Source organism: Aquimarina sp. EL_43 (genome assembly GCF_943422735.1).
GTDB lineage: Bacteria > Bacteroidota > Bacteroidia > Flavobacteriales > Flavobacteriaceae > Aquimarina > Aquimarina megaterium.
Genome location: NZ_CALSBR010000001.1, coordinates 6,032,841 through 6,050,056 on the forward strand (window position 1 = coordinate 6,032,841; position 17,216 = coordinate 6,050,056).

Annotated in this window: 14 protein-coding genes; 8 read left to right on the plus strand and 6 right to left on the minus strand. The window is 33.9% G+C overall.

Features of this window, described 5'->3' with window-relative positions; translation table 11 throughout:
* The first annotated feature begins 41 nt into the window (after nt 1–41).
* The 6 genes from NNL09_RS25760 (at nt 42) to NNL09_RS25785 (ending at nt 4,805) form a co-directional block, all read left to right on the plus strand.
* Nucleotides 42–671, plus strand: coding sequence for a Crp/Fnr family transcriptional regulator (locus tag NNL09_RS25760; RefSeq protein ID WP_196911959.1), 630 nt, complete (start codon nt 42–44; stop codon nt 669–671).
* A 107-nt stretch (nt 672–778) separates the two neighbouring features.
* Nucleotides 779–1,612, plus strand: a complete 834-nt coding sequence (locus tag NNL09_RS25765; protein WP_196911960.1) for an alpha/beta fold hydrolase — start codon at nt 779–781, stop codon at nt 1,610–1,612.
* A 175-nt stretch (nt 1,613–1,787) separates the two neighbouring features.
* The gene (locus tag NNL09_RS25770; RefSeq protein WP_196911961.1) at nt 1,788–2,081 is read left to right on the plus strand and encodes a putative quinol monooxygenase; all 294 of its coding nucleotides are present in this window, start codon (nt 1,788–1,790) and stop codon (nt 2,079–2,081) included.
* A 3-nt stretch (nt 2,082–2,084) separates the two neighbouring features.
* A complete protein-coding gene (locus NNL09_RS25775) occupies nt 2,085–2,996 on the plus strand; it encodes a hypothetical protein (RefSeq protein WP_196911962.1) in 912 nt (303 codons plus the stop codon).
* 219 nt (nt 2,997–3,215) lie between these two features.
* Nucleotides 3,216–3,839 (plus strand): Crp/Fnr family transcriptional regulator, encoded by a 624-nt coding sequence (locus NNL09_RS25780; RefSeq protein ID WP_196911963.1) that lies wholly within the window; start codon nt 3,216–3,218, stop codon nt 3,837–3,839.
* Nucleotides 3,840–3,911: 72 nt separating this feature from the next.
* Nucleotides 3,912–4,805 (plus strand): hypothetical protein, encoded by an 894-nt coding sequence (locus tag NNL09_RS25785; protein WP_196911964.1) that lies wholly within the window; start codon nt 3,912–3,914, stop codon nt 4,803–4,805.
* A gap of 77 nt (nt 4,806–4,882) precedes the next feature.
* On the opposite strand, the gene NNL09_RS25790 is transcribed toward NNL09_RS25785, so the two are convergent.
* On the minus strand, nt 4,883–6,169 hold the full coding sequence (locus NNL09_RS25790) for a S28 family serine protease (protein ID WP_196911965.1): 1,287 nt from the start codon (nt 6,167–6,169) through the stop codon (nt 4,883–4,885).
* Between the two features lie 143 nt (nt 6,170–6,312).
* Between NNL09_RS25790 and NNL09_RS25795 the strand changes: the two genes are divergently transcribed.
* Together NNL09_RS25795 and NNL09_RS25800 are read left to right on the plus strand one after the other, a co-directional pair.
* Nucleotides 6,313–7,272, plus strand: a complete 960-nt coding sequence (locus NNL09_RS25795) for an ornithine cyclodeaminase family protein (RefSeq protein ID WP_196911966.1) — start codon at nt 6,313–6,315, stop codon at nt 7,270–7,272.
* Complete coding sequence (locus NNL09_RS25800) at nt 7,265–8,329, plus strand: proline racemase family protein (protein ID WP_196911967.1); 1,065 nt, start codon at nt 7,265–7,267, stop codon at nt 8,327–8,329. The genes NNL09_RS25795 and NNL09_RS25800 overlap by 8 nt, the downstream gene beginning before the upstream one ends.
* A gap of 56 nt (nt 8,330–8,385) precedes the next feature.
* On the opposite strand, the gene NNL09_RS25805 is transcribed toward NNL09_RS25800, so the two are convergent.
* From NNL09_RS25805 to NNL09_RS25825, 5 genes are all read right to left on the minus strand, one after another.
* Nucleotides 8,386–10,365, minus strand: a complete 1,980-nt coding sequence (locus tag NNL09_RS25805) for a glycoside hydrolase family 97 protein (RefSeq protein WP_196911968.1) — start codon at nt 10,363–10,365, stop codon at nt 8,386–8,388.
* A 23-nt stretch (nt 10,366–10,388) separates the two neighbouring features.
* Nucleotides 10,389–12,779 (minus strand): hypothetical protein, encoded by a 2,391-nt coding sequence (locus NNL09_RS25810; protein WP_196911969.1) that lies wholly within the window; start codon nt 12,777–12,779, stop codon nt 10,389–10,391.
* A 12-nt stretch (nt 12,780–12,791) separates the two neighbouring features.
* Complete coding sequence (locus NNL09_RS25815; protein WP_196911970.1) at nt 12,792–14,009, minus strand: Xaa-Pro peptidase family protein; 1,218 nt, start codon at nt 14,007–14,009, stop codon at nt 12,792–12,794.
* 23 nt (nt 14,010–14,032) lie between these two features.
* A complete protein-coding gene (locus tag NNL09_RS25820; RefSeq protein WP_025667833.1) occupies nt 14,033–15,325 on the minus strand; it encodes an aminopeptidase P family protein in 1,293 nt (430 codons plus the stop codon).
* A gap of 279 nt (nt 15,326–15,604) precedes the next feature.
* On the minus strand, nt 15,605–17,188 hold the full coding sequence (locus NNL09_RS25825) for an aldehyde dehydrogenase (NADP(+)) (protein WP_196911971.1): 1,584 nt from the start codon (nt 17,186–17,188) through the stop codon (nt 15,605–15,607).
* Nucleotides 17,189–17,216: the final 28 nt, after the last annotated feature.

The following is a 17,216-nucleotide window of genomic DNA, read 5'->3' on the forward strand; positions in this document are numbered from 1 at the left end:
GCAATAATTAAAGTAGTACTAACTATTTTTTACTCATAAAAATGACCGAGTTCGAACAGTTATTTAAAGGCTTGAATATTGTAGAAGAAAAACTGCAAGAACATATTCTTAAAGAAGGAGTAGTACAAACAGTACCAAAGGACACCTTTATTGTAGAGCAGGATAAATATATCAAGTGGTTAGCTATTGTAATTTCGGGAAAAGTAAGAGTATGGCAGGAAAATGAAGATCGCCAAATTTTACTGTATTATGTAAACCCGATCCAGACCTGTGTATTGTCGTTGTCTGCTACGTTTAGGGATTGTAAAAGCCTTGTGCATGCCAAAACAGAAATAGAAACTACACTTATTAAAATTCCGGTGCGATTTGTATCCGAATGGAGTTTTATGTTTAAATCTTGGAACACCTTTACCACTAATTCTTTCATTATAAGTTATGAAGATTTACTGCTTTCTTACAAAGACCTGGCCTTTAAAAAAATAAATGAAAGATTAATAGATTACTTAAGATCCGAAGCTAATAGAAATAATTCCTCAATCATAGAGATTTCACACCAACAATTAGCCAAAGAAGTAGGTACTACTAGAGAAGTAGTTTCAAAAATCTTAAAGCAATATGAATTGGATCATATTGTACAACTACACTTCAAGAAAATAGAACTTCTTTCCTAGCATCTTCAGAAAAAAATAAAATGTATTAGGCCACTTGTATCAAAAGGTACAAGTTTAAGGCTGTTTCCACATATACATTTGTGCCATAAGTAATACGCTAAAAATTTATGAAACGAAAATTAAAATTAGTTGCTGTTTTCCTAATCGGAATAGTAACATTTAGCAATGGTGCAAACAACAATGTAAACACAAAAAAAGGTAACATTATGGAAACAAAAAAAGAAACGTATGTATTAGTACACTCTGCCTGGCTAGGTGCCTGGCAATGGGAAAATGTAGCTTCAAAATTAAGAAATGAAGGACATATTGTAATTACCCCAGATCTTCCCGGGCACGGAAGTGATAAAACACCTCCTGCCACAATTACAATGACAGATTATGTAAAAGCAATTACAGATATTCTCGACAAGCAAGAGCAACCCGTACTATTAGTTGGACATAGTTTTAATGGTATTACAGTGAGCAGGGTTGCAGAAATACGACCCAATAAAGTAAAAAGTATTGTCTATCTTACCGCATTTTTATTACCTAAAGGAGGTTCTTTTTTTAGTGCAGCTCAGGGAGTAGAAGGCTCGGTAGCGGTAGATAATTTCTACCTGTCTGAAGATAAAACTTATGCTTTGGTAGATGAGAACGAAATTCAAAATGCCTTTGCTCATGATATCCCTAAAAAAGCTTTTGATGGAGCCAAACCCTATATTGTTCCAGAACCATCTGCCCCTCTAATGTATGAGTTAGAAGTTACAGACAGTAACTTTGGGCGAATCCCAAAGTACTATATAGAATGTACAGAAGATAGGGCTATACCTATCGAAGTACAAAGAGCAATGTATAAAGGAAAGGTAAAAAAAGTATTCACTTTACATTCTAGCCATACTCCAAATTTCTCTCAACCAGAACACCTGGCCAATATCCTTTTAAAAATTAAAGACGAAGAATAAAAGTAGAAAGCGCAAATCGTAAAGGTTTGCGCTTTTTGTACATCCAGTATGAATCCTATAATTTGATAAGAATTAAAAATGATTACTGTTTTTTTATTCTGTGTGCCAAAAGTCACAAGCATCACTTCTTAATTCGATGTTATTTTACAGATCTAAAAAACATAAAAAATAAATAATGAGCACTATTGTAAAATTTGAATTAACGGGTAAAAGTAATTCTGAAGAAAAAATAAAAGAATTCTTTCAACAAATATTACCCGATACAAGAAAATATGAAGGTTGCTTAGGAGCACAATTATACCAGTTTTTCGAAGATAAAAACAGTATCTTATTAATTGAAAACTGGGAATCGCAAAGCCATTTTCAAAACTATCTAAATTGGAGAAAAGAAACAGGTGATTTTGATACTTTAACAACCATGCTGGCAGAAGCTCCATCTATCAAGATTTTTGAATCTCTAAATGCCTAACTAATGAAATTATCCAGCTTACTATTAAGTATTAAAAATGAAGAGGAAACCCTCGCCTATTATATATCTCATCTCGGAATGAAACTAGAGAACAGTATTCATACCGAACATGAGTCCCGATATATACTTAGATTTCCAAACCATAAAAACCCTGCCTCTTTAGAATTACGGAAATATAAAGAAAAAGTAAATCTTGATGAAGTTTATGAACATTCTCCTGAAGATAATTATTGGAAATACAGCTTATTTGTAGATGATATTCAATCTGTTTATACAGTTATCGAGGACAAATATTTATCGGGTAAACCATATCAATTTGGAGATATAGGGTATTTACTTCATACAAAAGATCCTAATATGTATCAAATTGAATACATACAAAAACATTTCAAGCAAAATACGGTGCCAACACTTAAGATAGATACTTTTCCTTTAAAAGAAATCCCAGTTTTTGGACTCATAACACTTAGAACAAAAGACCCCATCAAAAGCATTAAGTTCTATGAAACTTTTTCCGATTTGAAATTTAAAATACGAATGTACGTAGACAGAGGAAATGGAACAGGGTTTACATTATATTTTTTGGGCCCCGATCATTTAGATCCACCAAATATTAGTGATCCCGATGCTATTGAGAACAGAGAATGGATGTATCAACAAAAAGAAACCTTCATAGAACTACAATATTATTGGAATACCGAGTACCCATCTAATTTTAGTTTTAATGATCAAACAAATAACAAACTGGGATTTAAAGGAATTGTTTTCGAAACAAAAGATCTTGATAAAAAACAAGCCCAATTACATCAATCCGGTTTTTCTGTTAAAAAATCCTTTGATGACATTGATCAAAGGGCAGTATTAAAAATCGAAAGCCCTGATAAACATCCCATTTTTATTAAATCTGTTTTATAAGAAATAGGAAATTAATTTTTATAATATCATTGTCAAAATTAGAAAACCGTCAAAAGTAAATTTTGATGGTTTTCTTTATTCACTATTTGCCTGTATTTTTTTGTTACTTTTATTGTAATGTCGCCATTATTTTAATTGAATTTTGAAAGAGTAACATTGAAATTATCAATACTATAAACTTTGAAAAGCTACTCTTAAAAACGAAAACACCCTTGGATTATGTTAGATCATGTATTTCAAAAATTACATATATCAGAAGAAGAACTCAAAAAAGAACTTCGGGAAAAAACTTCTATTTCGAAGCATCAAAAAGGTGAGTTTCTAATAAAGGAAAATAAATATATCAAAGTTCTGAAAATTGTAATCAGCGGAAAAGTTAGAGTGTATCAGGAAAACGAAGAGCGGGAAATCCTTATTTACTATTTGGGAGATATGGAAACGTGTACCCTCTCTTTGTCTGCTTGTTTTGAAGATTGTAAAAGTACCGTTAATGCTATTGTTGAAGAAGAATCAATAGTATTAAATATCCCTGTAAGATTTGTAAAAGATTGGTGTTTTACTTATAAATCCTGGAATCGATTTACTATAAATACATTTCGAGATAGCTACAATGTACTAATTAATAATTACTCAAAACTTGCTTTTAAACCTCTTAGAGAACGTTTACTCGAATATTTAATGATAGAATCTGACAATGCTGTTTTACAAAGATCTCATCAACAACTAGCCAGAGAGTTAGCTACTACAAGAGAAGTAATTTCAAGACTTCTAAAAAAATTAGAAACAGAGGGAATCGTTACATTAGGAAAACAAGAAATTAGAATTCTAAAAAAAGATACCTAGTGTGATAAAAGTCACAAGTATGACATGTCTTCTACCGCTTTCTTTGTACTTAGAATTTAAAAAAACATACAAATGAAAGTAGTAAACACAATAGTATTATGTTTGATCCTAATAGTTTCTATTGCCTGGGTCCAACATAAGCCAGAAGAGAAAAAAGAAACCATAAAACAATCTTATGCAGAACATTCTCCTACCGCACATCACGAAATAGCATTAGAAGTACTTAATGCCAGTAAAGAATGGATAACAGCATTTAATGAAGGAAAAAGTGACATCTGTATTGAAGGCTATGATGCAAAAGCTGTGATGAGTGCCCAACCTTTTGGTATAAAAAAAGGCGTTCGGGAAATAAAAGATTTTTGGCAACCTTTTATGCAATCAGGAGCTACAAATTTAATCTATACAAATCTAAGTATAGAAGTCGTTAATACCTCAACTGCATTATTATCTGCAAATTGGAGTATGAATGTCGGAAGAGGCATTATTTTTCAAGAAAAGTGGGAGAAAAAAAATGGTAAGTGGGTACTCACTTATGATGATTTTGAAGTATTAGAACAATTTAAAATACCTACAGAAAATAAAACAAATCCTATTGCAAGTCATCAAATGCTAGAAGCTGTGATCAAAACATCTATAAAAATCATTAAAGGGTTTAACACACAAAATACAGAAGCATTTACAAATGTGTATCTTAAGAATGCCACAATGAATGCCATTCCTATGGCCAAATTATTACATGGTAAACCTAAGATTACTCAGTTTTGGCAAAAATTAATTACCTCTGGTGCAAAAAACATAACCTATCACAACCCCACATTTGGTGTAGTTTCTCCAAATGGAGTTAATATCTCTTCAGATTGGTCTATGAATATCGGGGAAGGAAAAATTTACCAGGAGAAATGGGTAAAAAAAGATGATGCATGGATGCTAAGCTATGACGAATTTCAAGTTTTAAAAATGTATTAATTCACCATCTGTTTTTTAAGCCTGTAGTATCAGCTACAGGCTTAAAAATAATAGCAAAAACATAGCTCAATCATCTTTTACAACCATACTTGTAATTTATCATAGATTTTTCTCTGATCGTCTTGTGAGAAGTTTTTAATCCTCGTGCTATGACTTCCTTTGGGCAATACCATTTTTAAGGCATTTACATGAGGTTTTGGAGTAGGTGAACACGCTCCCCAAGGGTCATATTCTCCATAAATGTAAATGATATGATCTCCTTCATTCTCTACATAATCCCTAACCTTTTTAATATAATCCTGATCATATACCATAAGAACATTTTTTGGAGCAAATCTCATATTAGTTGGTTGTTTTACCACTTTAATTAAATCCTGTACGGGAGTACTATCAAATCCGTAATATCCGAGTTCTACCATATGTTGATAATAAGAAGGTAACAGGTTGTGATATGTTTTATCACTATAGAAGCTAATTCCTACTACTTTATTAAGGTAGGCAAACAAAGTGGCAGCATCGGCATGTCCATTAGGTATTTCATCACACTTCCCTCCCCACTGCCAGAAAGAAAAAGGAAATTCTAGTACTGCATACTCTAGAGCTTCTTCTGGTGATACTTTTGTAAAACTCATTTTCTTTTTTCTCGAATGCTGATCAATTTGATTCAAAAGAGCCTCTCTTTGAGTTAACAATAACCGTTGAAAATTAGTAATCTTAGTTCTGCACTCTTTGGTGCCAACAGTAGCGATATGCTCTTGTGTTCTTGGGTCTTCTCGAGTATTAATCAAAGGAGCTACATAAGAAACTGCAGCATCCATATCTTTTGGATACTTTGATTTATAAATCAATACAGTCTCCCCTCCTTTACTTATTCCTGTAGAAATCCATTTGTTGGTATATATATTTTTAAGTTTGGTAACCAGAAGATGATAATCCTGAATAGCCTGATCATTGGTCAGGTACTTCCATGGAATTGGATTTGGTCTTGATTTCCCATAAAATCTGTATTCTACCATAACCTGATTTGCCTTCAACAGGGTACTCAACTCATATGTTCGATGTTTTGCAGAATACCCTTCGGTAACTAATACTGTTGGCTGCGAATAATCAGAATGAGATACATATACATAATGATCAAAAGTTCCTGCATCTGGATTATTGTGATCTAGTGGCTGCTTCAATATCAATCGGTACGATTCTGTAAAATGATCATTTACCTGTATTGCACTTATATCTGCTGTAGGGAACAAATTTCTTAATTTTTGCTCAAAAGATATCTCGGCAGTAGGTGGTAACGTGCTTTTACAAGAAAAAAGGGAAAGATTAATAAGAAGTAGTAATAATATATACTTAGTTCGATTCATAAAATAAATAGTTTTTAATATTTTAAAGATAGCTTAAAAGGGTGTCGATTTAATGATACTATATTACCTAAGAATGGTATCATTTTAATAAGATTTGAGTTAGTATGCCATTACGAATTGGGATTTGTTTACATTTATAACCTATGGATACAATTGTTCAGATCAATACCGATTTTATTGAAAACAATACGAATTTTAATGAGCTAATTGCTGAATTAAGAAACAAATTTGCATCAAATTCTATACTGGTACCTATGCGTCATCATCATGATTTTCCAAACCCTGTGGTTCAGGAAGATTCTACGCTATTATTAATGCCCGCCTGGAATCCTGGTAAAGAAGCAGGAGTAAAAATCGTAACGGTAAGTCCCAAAAACGGGCAGTTTGATTTACCTTCGATCCAGGGTACATATTTGTATATGGATGCCATCAAAGGTACTATCAAAGCAATAATGGAAGCAAAAAGTTTGACTGTAAAACGAACAGCTTCGGCCTCTGCCCTGGCATCATCGTATTTATCTAAACCTGATGCTTCTTCCTTATTAATGATCGGTACAGGAGCACTCTCTACTAATCTAATTAAAGCGCATGCCAGTGTAAGACCTATTAAAACCGTTTATATCTGGGGAAGGAATTATGAAAAAGCGAAAAAAATCTCAGAAGAATTAGAAGGAGAAAGTTTTGATATCCATGCTATACCTACAATCAAAGAAAAAATTTCTAAAGTAGATATTATATCCTGTGCAACATTATCCAAAACTCCTTTGGTGTTGGGTAACTATTTAAAAGCCGGGCAGCATGTAGATTTGGTAGGAGCCTATAAAAAAGATATGCGTGAAGCTGATAATGAAAGCATAAAAAAAGCTACCATCTTTGTAGACACTTATCAAGGAGGGCTTAAAGAAAGTGGAGATATTGTTATTCCTCTTAAAGAAGGTATTCTAAAAGAAGAAGACATCAAAGCTGATTTATTCGAACTCTGCTCTGAGGCTAAACAAGGAAGAACCAGTGATCATGAAATAACTGTTTTTAAATCTGTAGGGCATGCCCTCGAAGATTTAGCAGCAGCTACTTATTATTATAATCAATATACACATGAGTAAAACATATCAAAACATTTTAAAAAATACCGATTTCGACCCCAAAAAAGATTGGTTACAAATCAAAACCATCGATATGCATACAGGAGGAGAACCCCTTCGGGTGATTGTCGATGGTTTTCCCGAACTAAAAGGAAATTCGGTATTAGAATACAGGAGATATTGTAAGGAGCATTATGATCATTTACGTACTTCACTTATGTTTGAACCTCGTGGTCATGCCGATATGTATGGATGTATCTTACTCCCTCCTAATGATGATGATGGAGATTTTGGCATTTTGTTTATACACAACGAAGGATATAGCACCATGTGCGGTCATGCTATTATTGCCATTTCTACATTGGCTGTAGAAATGAACTGGATCGATTACCAGGAAGGAGACAATATCATAAAAATTGATGCTCCCTGTGGTCGAATCATTTCTTATGCACAAGTAAAAAACGGAAAAGTAACAGGAGTTCGTTTTCATTGTGTCCCCAGTTTTGTAGTTGGATTGGATAGAAAGGTAAAAGTAGATGGTATAGGCGAGGTTATCTATGATTTAGCCTACGGAGGTGCTTTTTATGCGTATGTAGATATGGCTAAAAACAATTTTGATTTTGATTTAACTTCAAATTCATATAGAAAATTGATTGCTAAAGGAATGGATATAAAACATGCTGTAATAGAGCAAGATTCTAATATTTTACATCCTTATGAAGAAGATCTTAGTTTTTTATATGGTACCATTTTTATTGGAAATTCTTCTAAGGAAAATATTGACAGTAGAAACGTATGTATTTTTGCTGAAGGAGAAGTAGATAGGTGTCCTACCGGATCGGGAGTTTCTGGTAGAATGGCAATACACAAAATGAGAAACGAAATACAGTATGGTGATACGATGTCTATAGAAAGTATTACCGATTCTGTATTTAAAGGTTCTGTTATTTCTGAAGAAGAATATGGTCCTTATAAAGCAGTAATACCACAAGTTGAAGGAACGGCACACATTACAGGAATGCACACTTTTATGATCGATCCTGATGATCCAATGAAAAATGGGTTTATTTTTAGATAGAACACAATTCCTATAGACTTTTTTTCATTTGTCTACATAGTATATTGTGATCTTCTTTACTTGATCGGAATAAGCATTGCTGCTAAACCTCCTCCTTTAGCCAATTGTATTTTTTTATTGTAATTAGAATCAACTATAATTTCAGTTTGCATAAAATCTATCCCAACTCTATCAGCATTTATTCCGTCACTATATAGTGTCATTAGGTATTTTTTGTCCTTGGGCAAAAATGAAAGGTCAAGTTGTAACTTAGTTGAGCTCCAATTCGTCATTCCCCCTATATACCATTCATTCTTATTCCTACGAGCAACAAGTAATCTGTTTCCTATTTTGGCATCGAGAACAATTGTTTCATCCCATACAGTTGGTACTTTTGATAAGAATTTCATAGATTTTTGTTCTCTATAATAATTGGAGGGAGAATCGCAAAGCATTTGCAAAGGGCTCTCGTAACAAACATACATTGCTAATTGGTGGCAACGAGTTCCCAAACTCATGGGGCGATTCCAGGAAATCGTAAAATTTTCCTTTTGCCTATTTAACATTGCACCCGGAGTATAGTCCATAGGACCTGCAACCATTCTTATAAATGGAATGGTAAGATTATGATCAGGAGTTATATAAGCCGCCCATTTATTATTTTCAGCTCCTTTAACTCCTTCTCGTGTAAGAACATTAGGATATGTTCTTCGTAGACCTGCTGGTTTATATGACCCATGAAAATCAACCAATAATTTTCGTTTAGCGCAAGCTTCAGCAATTCGTTGATAATAGTTTACCATCCATTGGTCATCCCTTTGCATAAAATCAACTTTCACACCTTTGATTTCCATTTCTTGAAACGCGTCTAATGCTTCGTCGAGTTTTTGATCTAATGAACTCCATGTAGTCCATAAAATAATGCCCACATTTTTATTTTTTCCATACCGAACCAACTCCTTAAGATCTACCTCGGGTACAACTGCCATCACATCTCCTAACTCATACCATCCTTCATCAAATATTACATATTCAATACCATACTTTGCAGCAAAATCTATATAGTATTTATAAGTCTCAGTATTAATTCCGGCTTTAAAATCTACGTCATAAATATTATTATAATTCCACCAGTCCCATATCACTTTACCGGGTTTAATCCAAGAAAAATCAATCGATTCAGATGGCTTTGCTAGTTGATAAGTTAATTGATTCGTGATTAAATCAGCATCTTTTTTTGAAATTCCTATAATACGCCACGGAAAAGTTCTTTCCCCTTTTGTTTTTGCTATATAATCTGCTGTTTTTGTTACTCTGATACTTCTATCATCCTTCCATCTTTTGGAATCTATTTTTTCTTCTAGAGCTACTTGTGGAAATACTGCGGTTAATGCATTACCCTCTACTCCTGTAAGCCACATTCCTGGATAATCCAGTAGTCCCGTTTCGGTTATAAAAAGTTTGAATTTATTTTTTGTCGCTATCAAAACGGGCAAGCTGCAAAGGTCTTTTTTCTCTAAACTATCTAAATTAGTTAGTTCATAAAGCCTCTCGTTATGAGAATGAAACTCTTTTTCGCGAGGAAAATAAACAGTATCATTACTACTAAAATTAAATTTAGCCAATTCGGAATACACCTTTAATTCTTTCTTAAATTGCGTTTCGAATCGGTATGCTATTCCAGTATCATATGCTCTAAAAGTAATCTTATAATTATCCTTAAAAAAAACAGTCAATTCATTGAAATGATCTCTTATCCGTTCACTTTTTACTTTCAGTACTGGAAAAAGAAAAGCGTCTTCTGATCGAAATTCTTCTTTAATAACAAATGGATTATGCCCTAAAACCATATTATCATCTATTGTTAACGCCAGTGAAGAGTTTTCCAGAATTTGTTTATCATTAACATAAAGAGAATAGGTTATATTTTCTTCAATTGATATATGTATGAGAATCGATCCATCTGGTGAACGAAGATCATACTCCTTTGCTTCAACAGAATTGGCAAATAATAGTATTACCAAGTAAAAAACAACCTTCTGATATGAAATTTGCATAAACTAATATTTATAGTTTAGTATTATTTTCTATACAATTTTAACCCTATTTTTTCATTAGGATTCATTGAAGATATCCATACCTCTGGTAAGATTTCTATATTTTCTTTATCATATCCTAAGACAAAAACTTCAATTTTTTTATTTACATAAGACTCCTTTAAAGGAATATAATATGTATAATCATGATCTCTTCGTGCATTAACATATTCCCAGGTATTAGATGGATAAGAAACAGCCCTATCGGGAGCTCCGATATATTGATCCCCAATTTTGGCTGCAACATAAGCTCCTTCAATACCATGTTTTCCGTTGAGTGCCACACTTAAATAACTGTTGTTTGCCAATTCTGTTAAGGTAAAGGATGTTTTCCATGCTTTAACAGGTTTCATATCTTCTACATAGGCAAACAGGTTTGAAGCTTTCCATTTGCTACGATCTAAAGGTTTTTGTTGATAATATCCTTCTATTTCAACAATTCGCTGTGGTTGTTTTTTGAATCTCAAATATCGGATATCATCATAAATTGGAATATGAGATTCTGTTGTTGCTAAATACATGATTTGCTTCCAGCTCTTTAAATCTTTAGAAACTTCTACATAATTCCCTTCATCAGTTAACAAAGGTTGTAATGAAAAATCATCAGGAATTTTAAGAATGAGTTCATCTACAGAAGTGATTTCTCCCAGGTCTAAACGAAGAGTTCCACCTTTAACACTTTGATCAATACTATATTTTTTAGACTTCCAAAAGCCAGTTTTAAGATCCGAATCAAATAAATTTTTATCCCATATTCCTCGTTCTTTAAAAACTTTTTGATTAAAAAAAGCATCACGAGCATTTTGTACTTGAGGAATATTAGTTTCTCCCGAACGAAATAAAGAACGTACTTCTAGTGCATTATTGTCTGCAGAATAAACAGTTGCTTCATATAAAACATTAGCATCTTCGGGAATAACGCTTTCAGGTATTTCTGCTATTTTGCGATGAGTATCTTGCGTTAATATTTTTCCAGGAAAATGTACTTTTTGTTTTTTCCCTAACAGTAATTCATTAGCTATCGCCCCATTCAATTCTATTTTTTCATAGTTTTCTGGATTAGAAATAGCTAGAATCGCTTCGGTTCCCGGCTTGCCAATTAAGTCTATTAAAACCGGCTTTTCTTCTACATTTCTTATTACCTGAAAAGGAGATCCATAAATAATAGGATCTTCATAGTCTTCTGTTGTAGCAATAAGCAATGTTGATCTAAACGAGGGTACTGTAATATTAACACTATCATTAAAAGAATATGTTCCTATATACTGTTCATTAGGATGTAATTGAATGATTTTTATTGGTTTATTTCCTCTTAACCCCAATTCTTCTCCTACTGTTATCTTATATTTTTTTGGTAACCATGATAAATTTCTCAATGTTATAATTCTAGTATGTTGATTTCCTCTTGAAACAGTATTTACTCCATATGTGTTTTTAGGTAAAGCGATTCCATCAACCAGGATATTTTTATATTTTTTATGGATATTAAAAATTCTTGCCAGCTTAGGAAACTCATTATCTCTTAATAACCAGGGATTACCATAAATCTGAGGAGAAAGAATGAGACTTCTATTAAATGCCTGCAGTACTAAATCATCTTCCCAATAGTCCAAACAAGAAGATATACATACTCCATGATCCTCTGTGAGCCTTTGTAAATTCGGCACCAATCCCCTTGATAATGCTGCAGCTCTATGATGAGGGGCGGTAGTATTGTTATTCATAAAAACATCGACATAAGTTTCTGCTCCTTCCCATAAAAAAGTTGTAGCATAAGATTGCGCTTTTTCAAAGCCTAATCGATGGTTTAATAAAATCAAATCTGGGCTATGTTTTCTACATTGCTCCATCATATGGATAAATGCGTTTTCTTTTTCGGGTCTTAAAGGTCCACATACGGCATCAAACTTAAACAATGCAAAATTATAATCCTTACATAGTTTAACCATTTGTTCTGTACGTTGTTTTTCTTCTTCCGGAGTGTTCCCAAAACCATCGGGTCCTCCCCAAACTCCTAGTCTAACTCCTAACTCGGTTGCTTTTTCATGAATTGGATCAAAGCCATTTGGAAACTGTTTTTTAAACCTATCTGAGTAAATACTTCCATAAAACCTTTTTCCATCGATTGCACCTGCATCAAATGCATAAATATCCAATTGCATATTATATTCATCTTTTAACCATTTGAAAAAATCCAGGTTAATCAATGAATGTTCTTCTGTAGTTCCCTCATTGGTATTATTTATCCAGCTAAAATACTGAGCCTTAGAAGGTGTGTTTTCATCTGCTCCTGGAAATATTTCTTTCTGTGCAGATGCACTGTTCGTGAGAAATATTATATAGCAGAAAACAATATAAAAAAGTAAATGTTTCATTATACGTTGTTATTAAGATAATCCAAAAGGATCATCAATAGAGTGCGCTGGTTGTGTAAACCATTTTGGCCCTTTTTCGGTCATATAGATATGATCTTCTAATCTAATTCCAAACTCATTGGGCACACATATCATAGGTTCATTACTAAAACACATTCCTGATGCAAGAATTGCATCTTCATGTCTTGCTATATACGGCCATTCGTGGATATCTAGTCCGATTCCGTGACCGGTACGGTGCGGTAACCCCGGTAATTTATAATCAGGCCCCAGTCCTTTGGCCTCTAGCATTTTTCTTGAAGCATTATCTATTACAGAACATGGTTTTCCTAATTGAGCAGCTGCAAATGCAGAAAGCTGAGTTTCTTTCTCAAGATTCCATATTTTACGTTGTAGCTCACTAATCTCACCATATACATATGTTCGGGTAATATCTGAAATATAATCATGCAGGACACATCCAGTATCAACCAATACTATTTCGTTTTCTTCTAAATCTTTTGGTGTTTTTACGCCATGAGGGAAAGAAGAATCTACACCAAACAATACGATACAAAAATATGATCCCGAAGGAACACCGTATCGTTTATGAGCTTCATTAATAAAATCGGTGACTTCTTTGGCACTAATTCCTGGTTTCAATATTCTTGCTGCGGCTTTTTGTACTTCCATCGTAATATCCATTGCAGTTTGCATGATGGCAATTTCTGCTTCAGATTTTATCATTCGACATCCCGCAGTGATTGGTTTGGCATTAATTAGATGATAAGTAGATTTTTCTTTTAGAATTCCATCAATAATAAAAAAAGGAGTTGCTTCATCCATAGCTACATCCTTACCTCTTATATTTTTCTTGTTTAGAATATCCACAAATAAGGTATATGGACTTTCATGTTCTTCCCAGCAATGAACAGGTCCTTTTATTAACATGAAATCCAAAATAGTACCTTCTTCAAACCGAGGGCCTATATAATGTACTTCGCCATTAGGAAATAGCAATGCTCCCACCATTCGTTCACTTGGGTTCCATCGCATTCCTGTAAAGTAAAATAAATTTGTTCCTGCATGCAGATATATTGCGGGAATCTCTTGCTTTTTCATGAGATCGCAAGCTTTATCTATTCTGGCTTGAAATTCTTCTTTTTGAATGGGTTTAGCAAGGTGAGCTTTTGGCTGTATTGCATTTAATTCTTTTTCGATGGTAGAACCGCCTATTCCTAATGCATTCATAATTTATATTTTTGTAATTAACACTACGCTGTCATCAACTTTTCAATTTCTTCAATTTCGATAGGCATAGCTTGTGTGAGATTTGTATTTCCAGTTTCTGTAATGAGATAATCATTCTCCAGGCGACAACCTATTCCTTCTTCGGGGATATAGATACCCGGCTCGCAAGTAAGTACCATTCCTGGTTCTAAAGCCCTAGAATACAAACCTACATCGTGAACATCTAACCCAAGATGATGCGCTGTACCATGCATGAAATACTTTTTATACAAAGGTTGATCCGGGTTTTGAGCCGCAACTTCAGAAGCATCGAGAACTCCAATTTTGATCAGTTGTTCTTCGACTAAACCGGCCATTTGTTTTTCATAATCTGCAGGGATCACTCCCGGCTTAAGTAGTTTACTACCTTCCTTTAAACAATGTAATACTGCTGTATACACTTCTTTTTGTCGGTCTGAAAATTTACCATTTACAGGAATACAACGTGTGGTATCACTATTATAATTACCATAGCAAACCCCAAAATCCAAAAGTATCATATCGCCATCCTGGCAAGTATTATCATTGGTATTATAGTGTAATGCACAAGCATTTTTCCCTGAAGCTACAATAGGCTTAAAAGCATGTCTTGTCCCTCCTTTTTTAAGGAGTGCATACGTTAATTCTGCTTCTAATTCGTACTCTTTACAGTCTGGTTTTACTGTTTTGAGTACCCTATAAAAACCTTCGATACTAATATCTGCAGCTTTTTGTATCTGTGCAATTTCTTCATTTGATTTAACAGGACGTAAAGCTCTTGTAATTTTGGCGGCTCGATGATACTGGTGCAAAGGGTATTTTTCTTTACACCAGTTAATCATTCGATCCTGTTGTGTTTGTTTGTTATATGTAATTCGCTTTATGTGTTCGTTATGTCCTAAATAAAAACCATCTGCTTCGAAGGCCATTACTTGCAATATTTTTTCAAAATCATGTACCCATTCTATTCGTTGGATTCCTGAAATCTGACCAGCTTCTTCTTTGGTTAATTTCTCACCATCCCAGATTTTGATATGCTCACTCGTTTCTTTTATGAACAAAATCTCCCTGTTTTCGGGTTTATAAGCATCTGGATATAACACCAGTAATGTTTCTTCCTGATCTATTCCTGATAAATAAAATAAATCATTGTTTTGGGCAAACCCCATAACATCATCTGCATTGGTATGCTTGATATCATTAGAAGTGAGAATAGTAATCGTATTCTCCAAAGTTCTGGAAGTAAAATTATTTCGGTTCTGTATAAAAACGGTATTTGGTAAACTCTTGTAGCGCATATTAGAAATTCTATCAGAATAAAATGATTAATAGTTGTTTTCCTGTTGCACCTCTTCTTGTTTTGTTAGTAAAGGTACAGCCGTTAATTTATAAGTTGTTTTATTTATTTCATTCTTTTTTCTGTTTTTTTTGTAAACAAAATTCATTTCTATACTCTATTCTTTTATACGTTTAGACCAAAAGGATATGGTAAAAAAAACCACACCCTTTTGATTATAAACTTAACAATACCAACATTTAAACAGATTGTTATTAGAATATTATTCTAGAATCAAAACTTACATTTTCTCATTAGAATGAGTTCCATCTACGGTTCTGATGATTTCATCAGGATTTTCATTTTTAAGTGCATTTGGGAGCAATTCGTTTGGCCAATCCTGATAGCTAAACGGTCTTACCCATCGCTTTATCGCATTTGTTCCTACGGCAGAGAATCTAGAATCAGACGATGCTGGATATGGTCCTCCATGTGTCATAGATGGACAAACTTCTACTCCTGTGGGTACCCCATTAAAAATGATACGTCCAACTCTATCCTGAAGCGCATTAACGATATCACCTAAGTTTTGATACTCTGATTTTTCTGCCAGGATCGTTCCTGTTAATTGTCCTTCAAGATTATTAATAATTTCAACAAGTTCTGCTTCGTCTTTGCATCTAACTACTAATGAAAAAGGGCCAAAGACTTCCTGATGCATTTTTGGATTGGTTAAAAAATCAGCTCCAGAAACAGCAGAAATTTGGGTAGGAGCAAAATTAGGTTCTACTTCTTCGGTTAAAGAAGCTACTACTTCTACGCCTGATTGAGAAGATATGGTCGTTCTATTTTCTACATAATCTCTTTTTATATTAGGATGTAACATACACTGGGGAGCTATCGCAGTACTTTTTTCTGCCAGGTCCTTGATAAAGTTTCTGGTATTATCACCATCTATTGTTAGGATTAGCCCAGGATTTGTACAGAACTGACCTGTACCAACTGTAATAGAATTAGCATATGTAGTTGCAATTTCGTCTGCTCTTTTGGCAATTGCTTCGGGTGTAATAATTACAGGGTTAATACTTCCCATTTCTGCAAAAACAGGAATTGGTTCTTCTCTGTTAGCTGCCAGATTAAATAAGGCTCTTCCTCCCGAGATACTTCCTGTAAAACCAACAGCTTTTACCTTTGAATGTTTTACCAGGACAGCTCCTACTACTCTCCCACTTCCGGTAATATTTGAAAAAACGCCATTTGGCATTCCTGTTTTTTCGGCTGCTTTGATGATAGCAGATGATACCAGTTCTCCTGTTCCGGAGTGCATAGCATGAGATTTAACGATTACCGGGCATCCTGAAGCTAGTGCGCTAGCTGTATCTCCTCCTGCAGTAGAAAATGCCAAAGGAAAATTACTCGCTGCAAATACTACTACAGGTCCTAACGGAATATTAGTTTTTCTAATATCTGGTTTAGGTGCAGGTGTTCTGTTGGTATCTGCCAAATCGATTGTATTTTCTCGCCACTCTTCATTAGAAACTAATTCTGCAAAAGAACGCAATTGGAAAACTGTTCGACCTCTTTCTCCTATTGCTCTTCCTTCTGGCAGTCCGGTTTCTGAAGTATATGCCTGAATCAACTCATCATCTAAAGCCAAAATCTCATCTGCAATAGCATGTAAGAATTCTGCTCTTTTAGCTCCTGTAACATTTCTATATTCTTTAAAAGCCTGATGTGCTAATTCTGTAGCTTCATCTACTTCTTCTAAAGTAGCCTCATAAAATTCGTATTCGTTCTCAATATTTAGTTTTGGATTGAATGTTTTACGAGAAACGGATCCTGTTGCCGATAATCTATTTCCTATATAATTTTTTCCGGTTATCATATATATTGGTTAATGGTTTTAGTGTAAA

What these genes read in the sequence shown, in the direction of transcription:
- NNL09_RS25825 (WP_196911971.1), bottom strand. Translation starts at nt 17,188, where the DNA reads ATGATAACCGGAAAAAATTATATAGGAAATAGATTATCGGCAACAGGA.
- NNL09_RS25775 (WP_196911962.1), top strand. Translation starts at nt 2,085, where the DNA reads ATGAAATTATCCAGCTTACTATTAAGTATTAAAAATGAAGAGGAAACC.
- NNL09_RS25820 (WP_025667833.1), bottom strand. Translation starts at nt 15,325, where the DNA reads ATGCGCTACAAGAGTTTACCAAATACCGTTTTTATACAGAACCGAAAT.
- NNL09_RS25785 (WP_196911964.1), top strand. Translation starts at nt 3,912, where the DNA reads ATGAAAGTAGTAAACACAATAGTATTATGTTTGATCCTAATAGTTTCT.
- NNL09_RS25780 (WP_196911963.1), top strand. Translation starts at nt 3,216, where the DNA reads ATGTTAGATCATGTATTTCAAAAATTACATATATCAGAAGAAGAACTC.
- NNL09_RS25815 (WP_196911970.1), bottom strand. Translation starts at nt 14,009, where the DNA reads ATGAATGCATTAGGAATAGGCGGTTCTACCATCGAAAAAGAATTAAAT.
- NNL09_RS25795 (WP_196911966.1), top strand. Translation starts at nt 6,313, where the DNA reads ATGGATACAATTGTTCAGATCAATACCGATTTTATTGAAAACAATACG.
- NNL09_RS25805 (WP_196911968.1), bottom strand. Translation starts at nt 10,365, where the DNA reads ATGCAAATTTCATATCAGAAGGTTGTTTTTTACTTGGTAATACTATTA.
- NNL09_RS25765 (WP_196911960.1), top strand. Translation starts at nt 779, where the DNA reads ATGAAACGAAAATTAAAATTAGTTGCTGTTTTCCTAATCGGAATAGTA.
- NNL09_RS25770 (WP_196911961.1), top strand. Translation starts at nt 1,788, where the DNA reads ATGAGCACTATTGTAAAATTTGAATTAACGGGTAAAAGTAATTCTGAA.
- NNL09_RS25810 (WP_196911969.1), bottom strand. Translation starts at nt 12,779, where the DNA reads ATGAAACATTTACTTTTTTATATTGTTTTCTGCTATATAATATTTCTC.
- NNL09_RS25760 (WP_196911959.1), top strand. Translation starts at nt 42, where the DNA reads ATGACCGAGTTCGAACAGTTATTTAAAGGCTTGAATATTGTAGAAGAA.
- NNL09_RS25800 (WP_196911967.1), top strand. Translation starts at nt 7,265, where the DNA reads ATGAGTAAAACATATCAAAACATTTTAAAAAATACCGATTTCGACCCC.
- NNL09_RS25790 (WP_196911965.1), bottom strand. Translation starts at nt 6,169, where the DNA reads ATGAATCGAACTAAGTATATATTATTACTACTTCTTATTAATCTTTCC.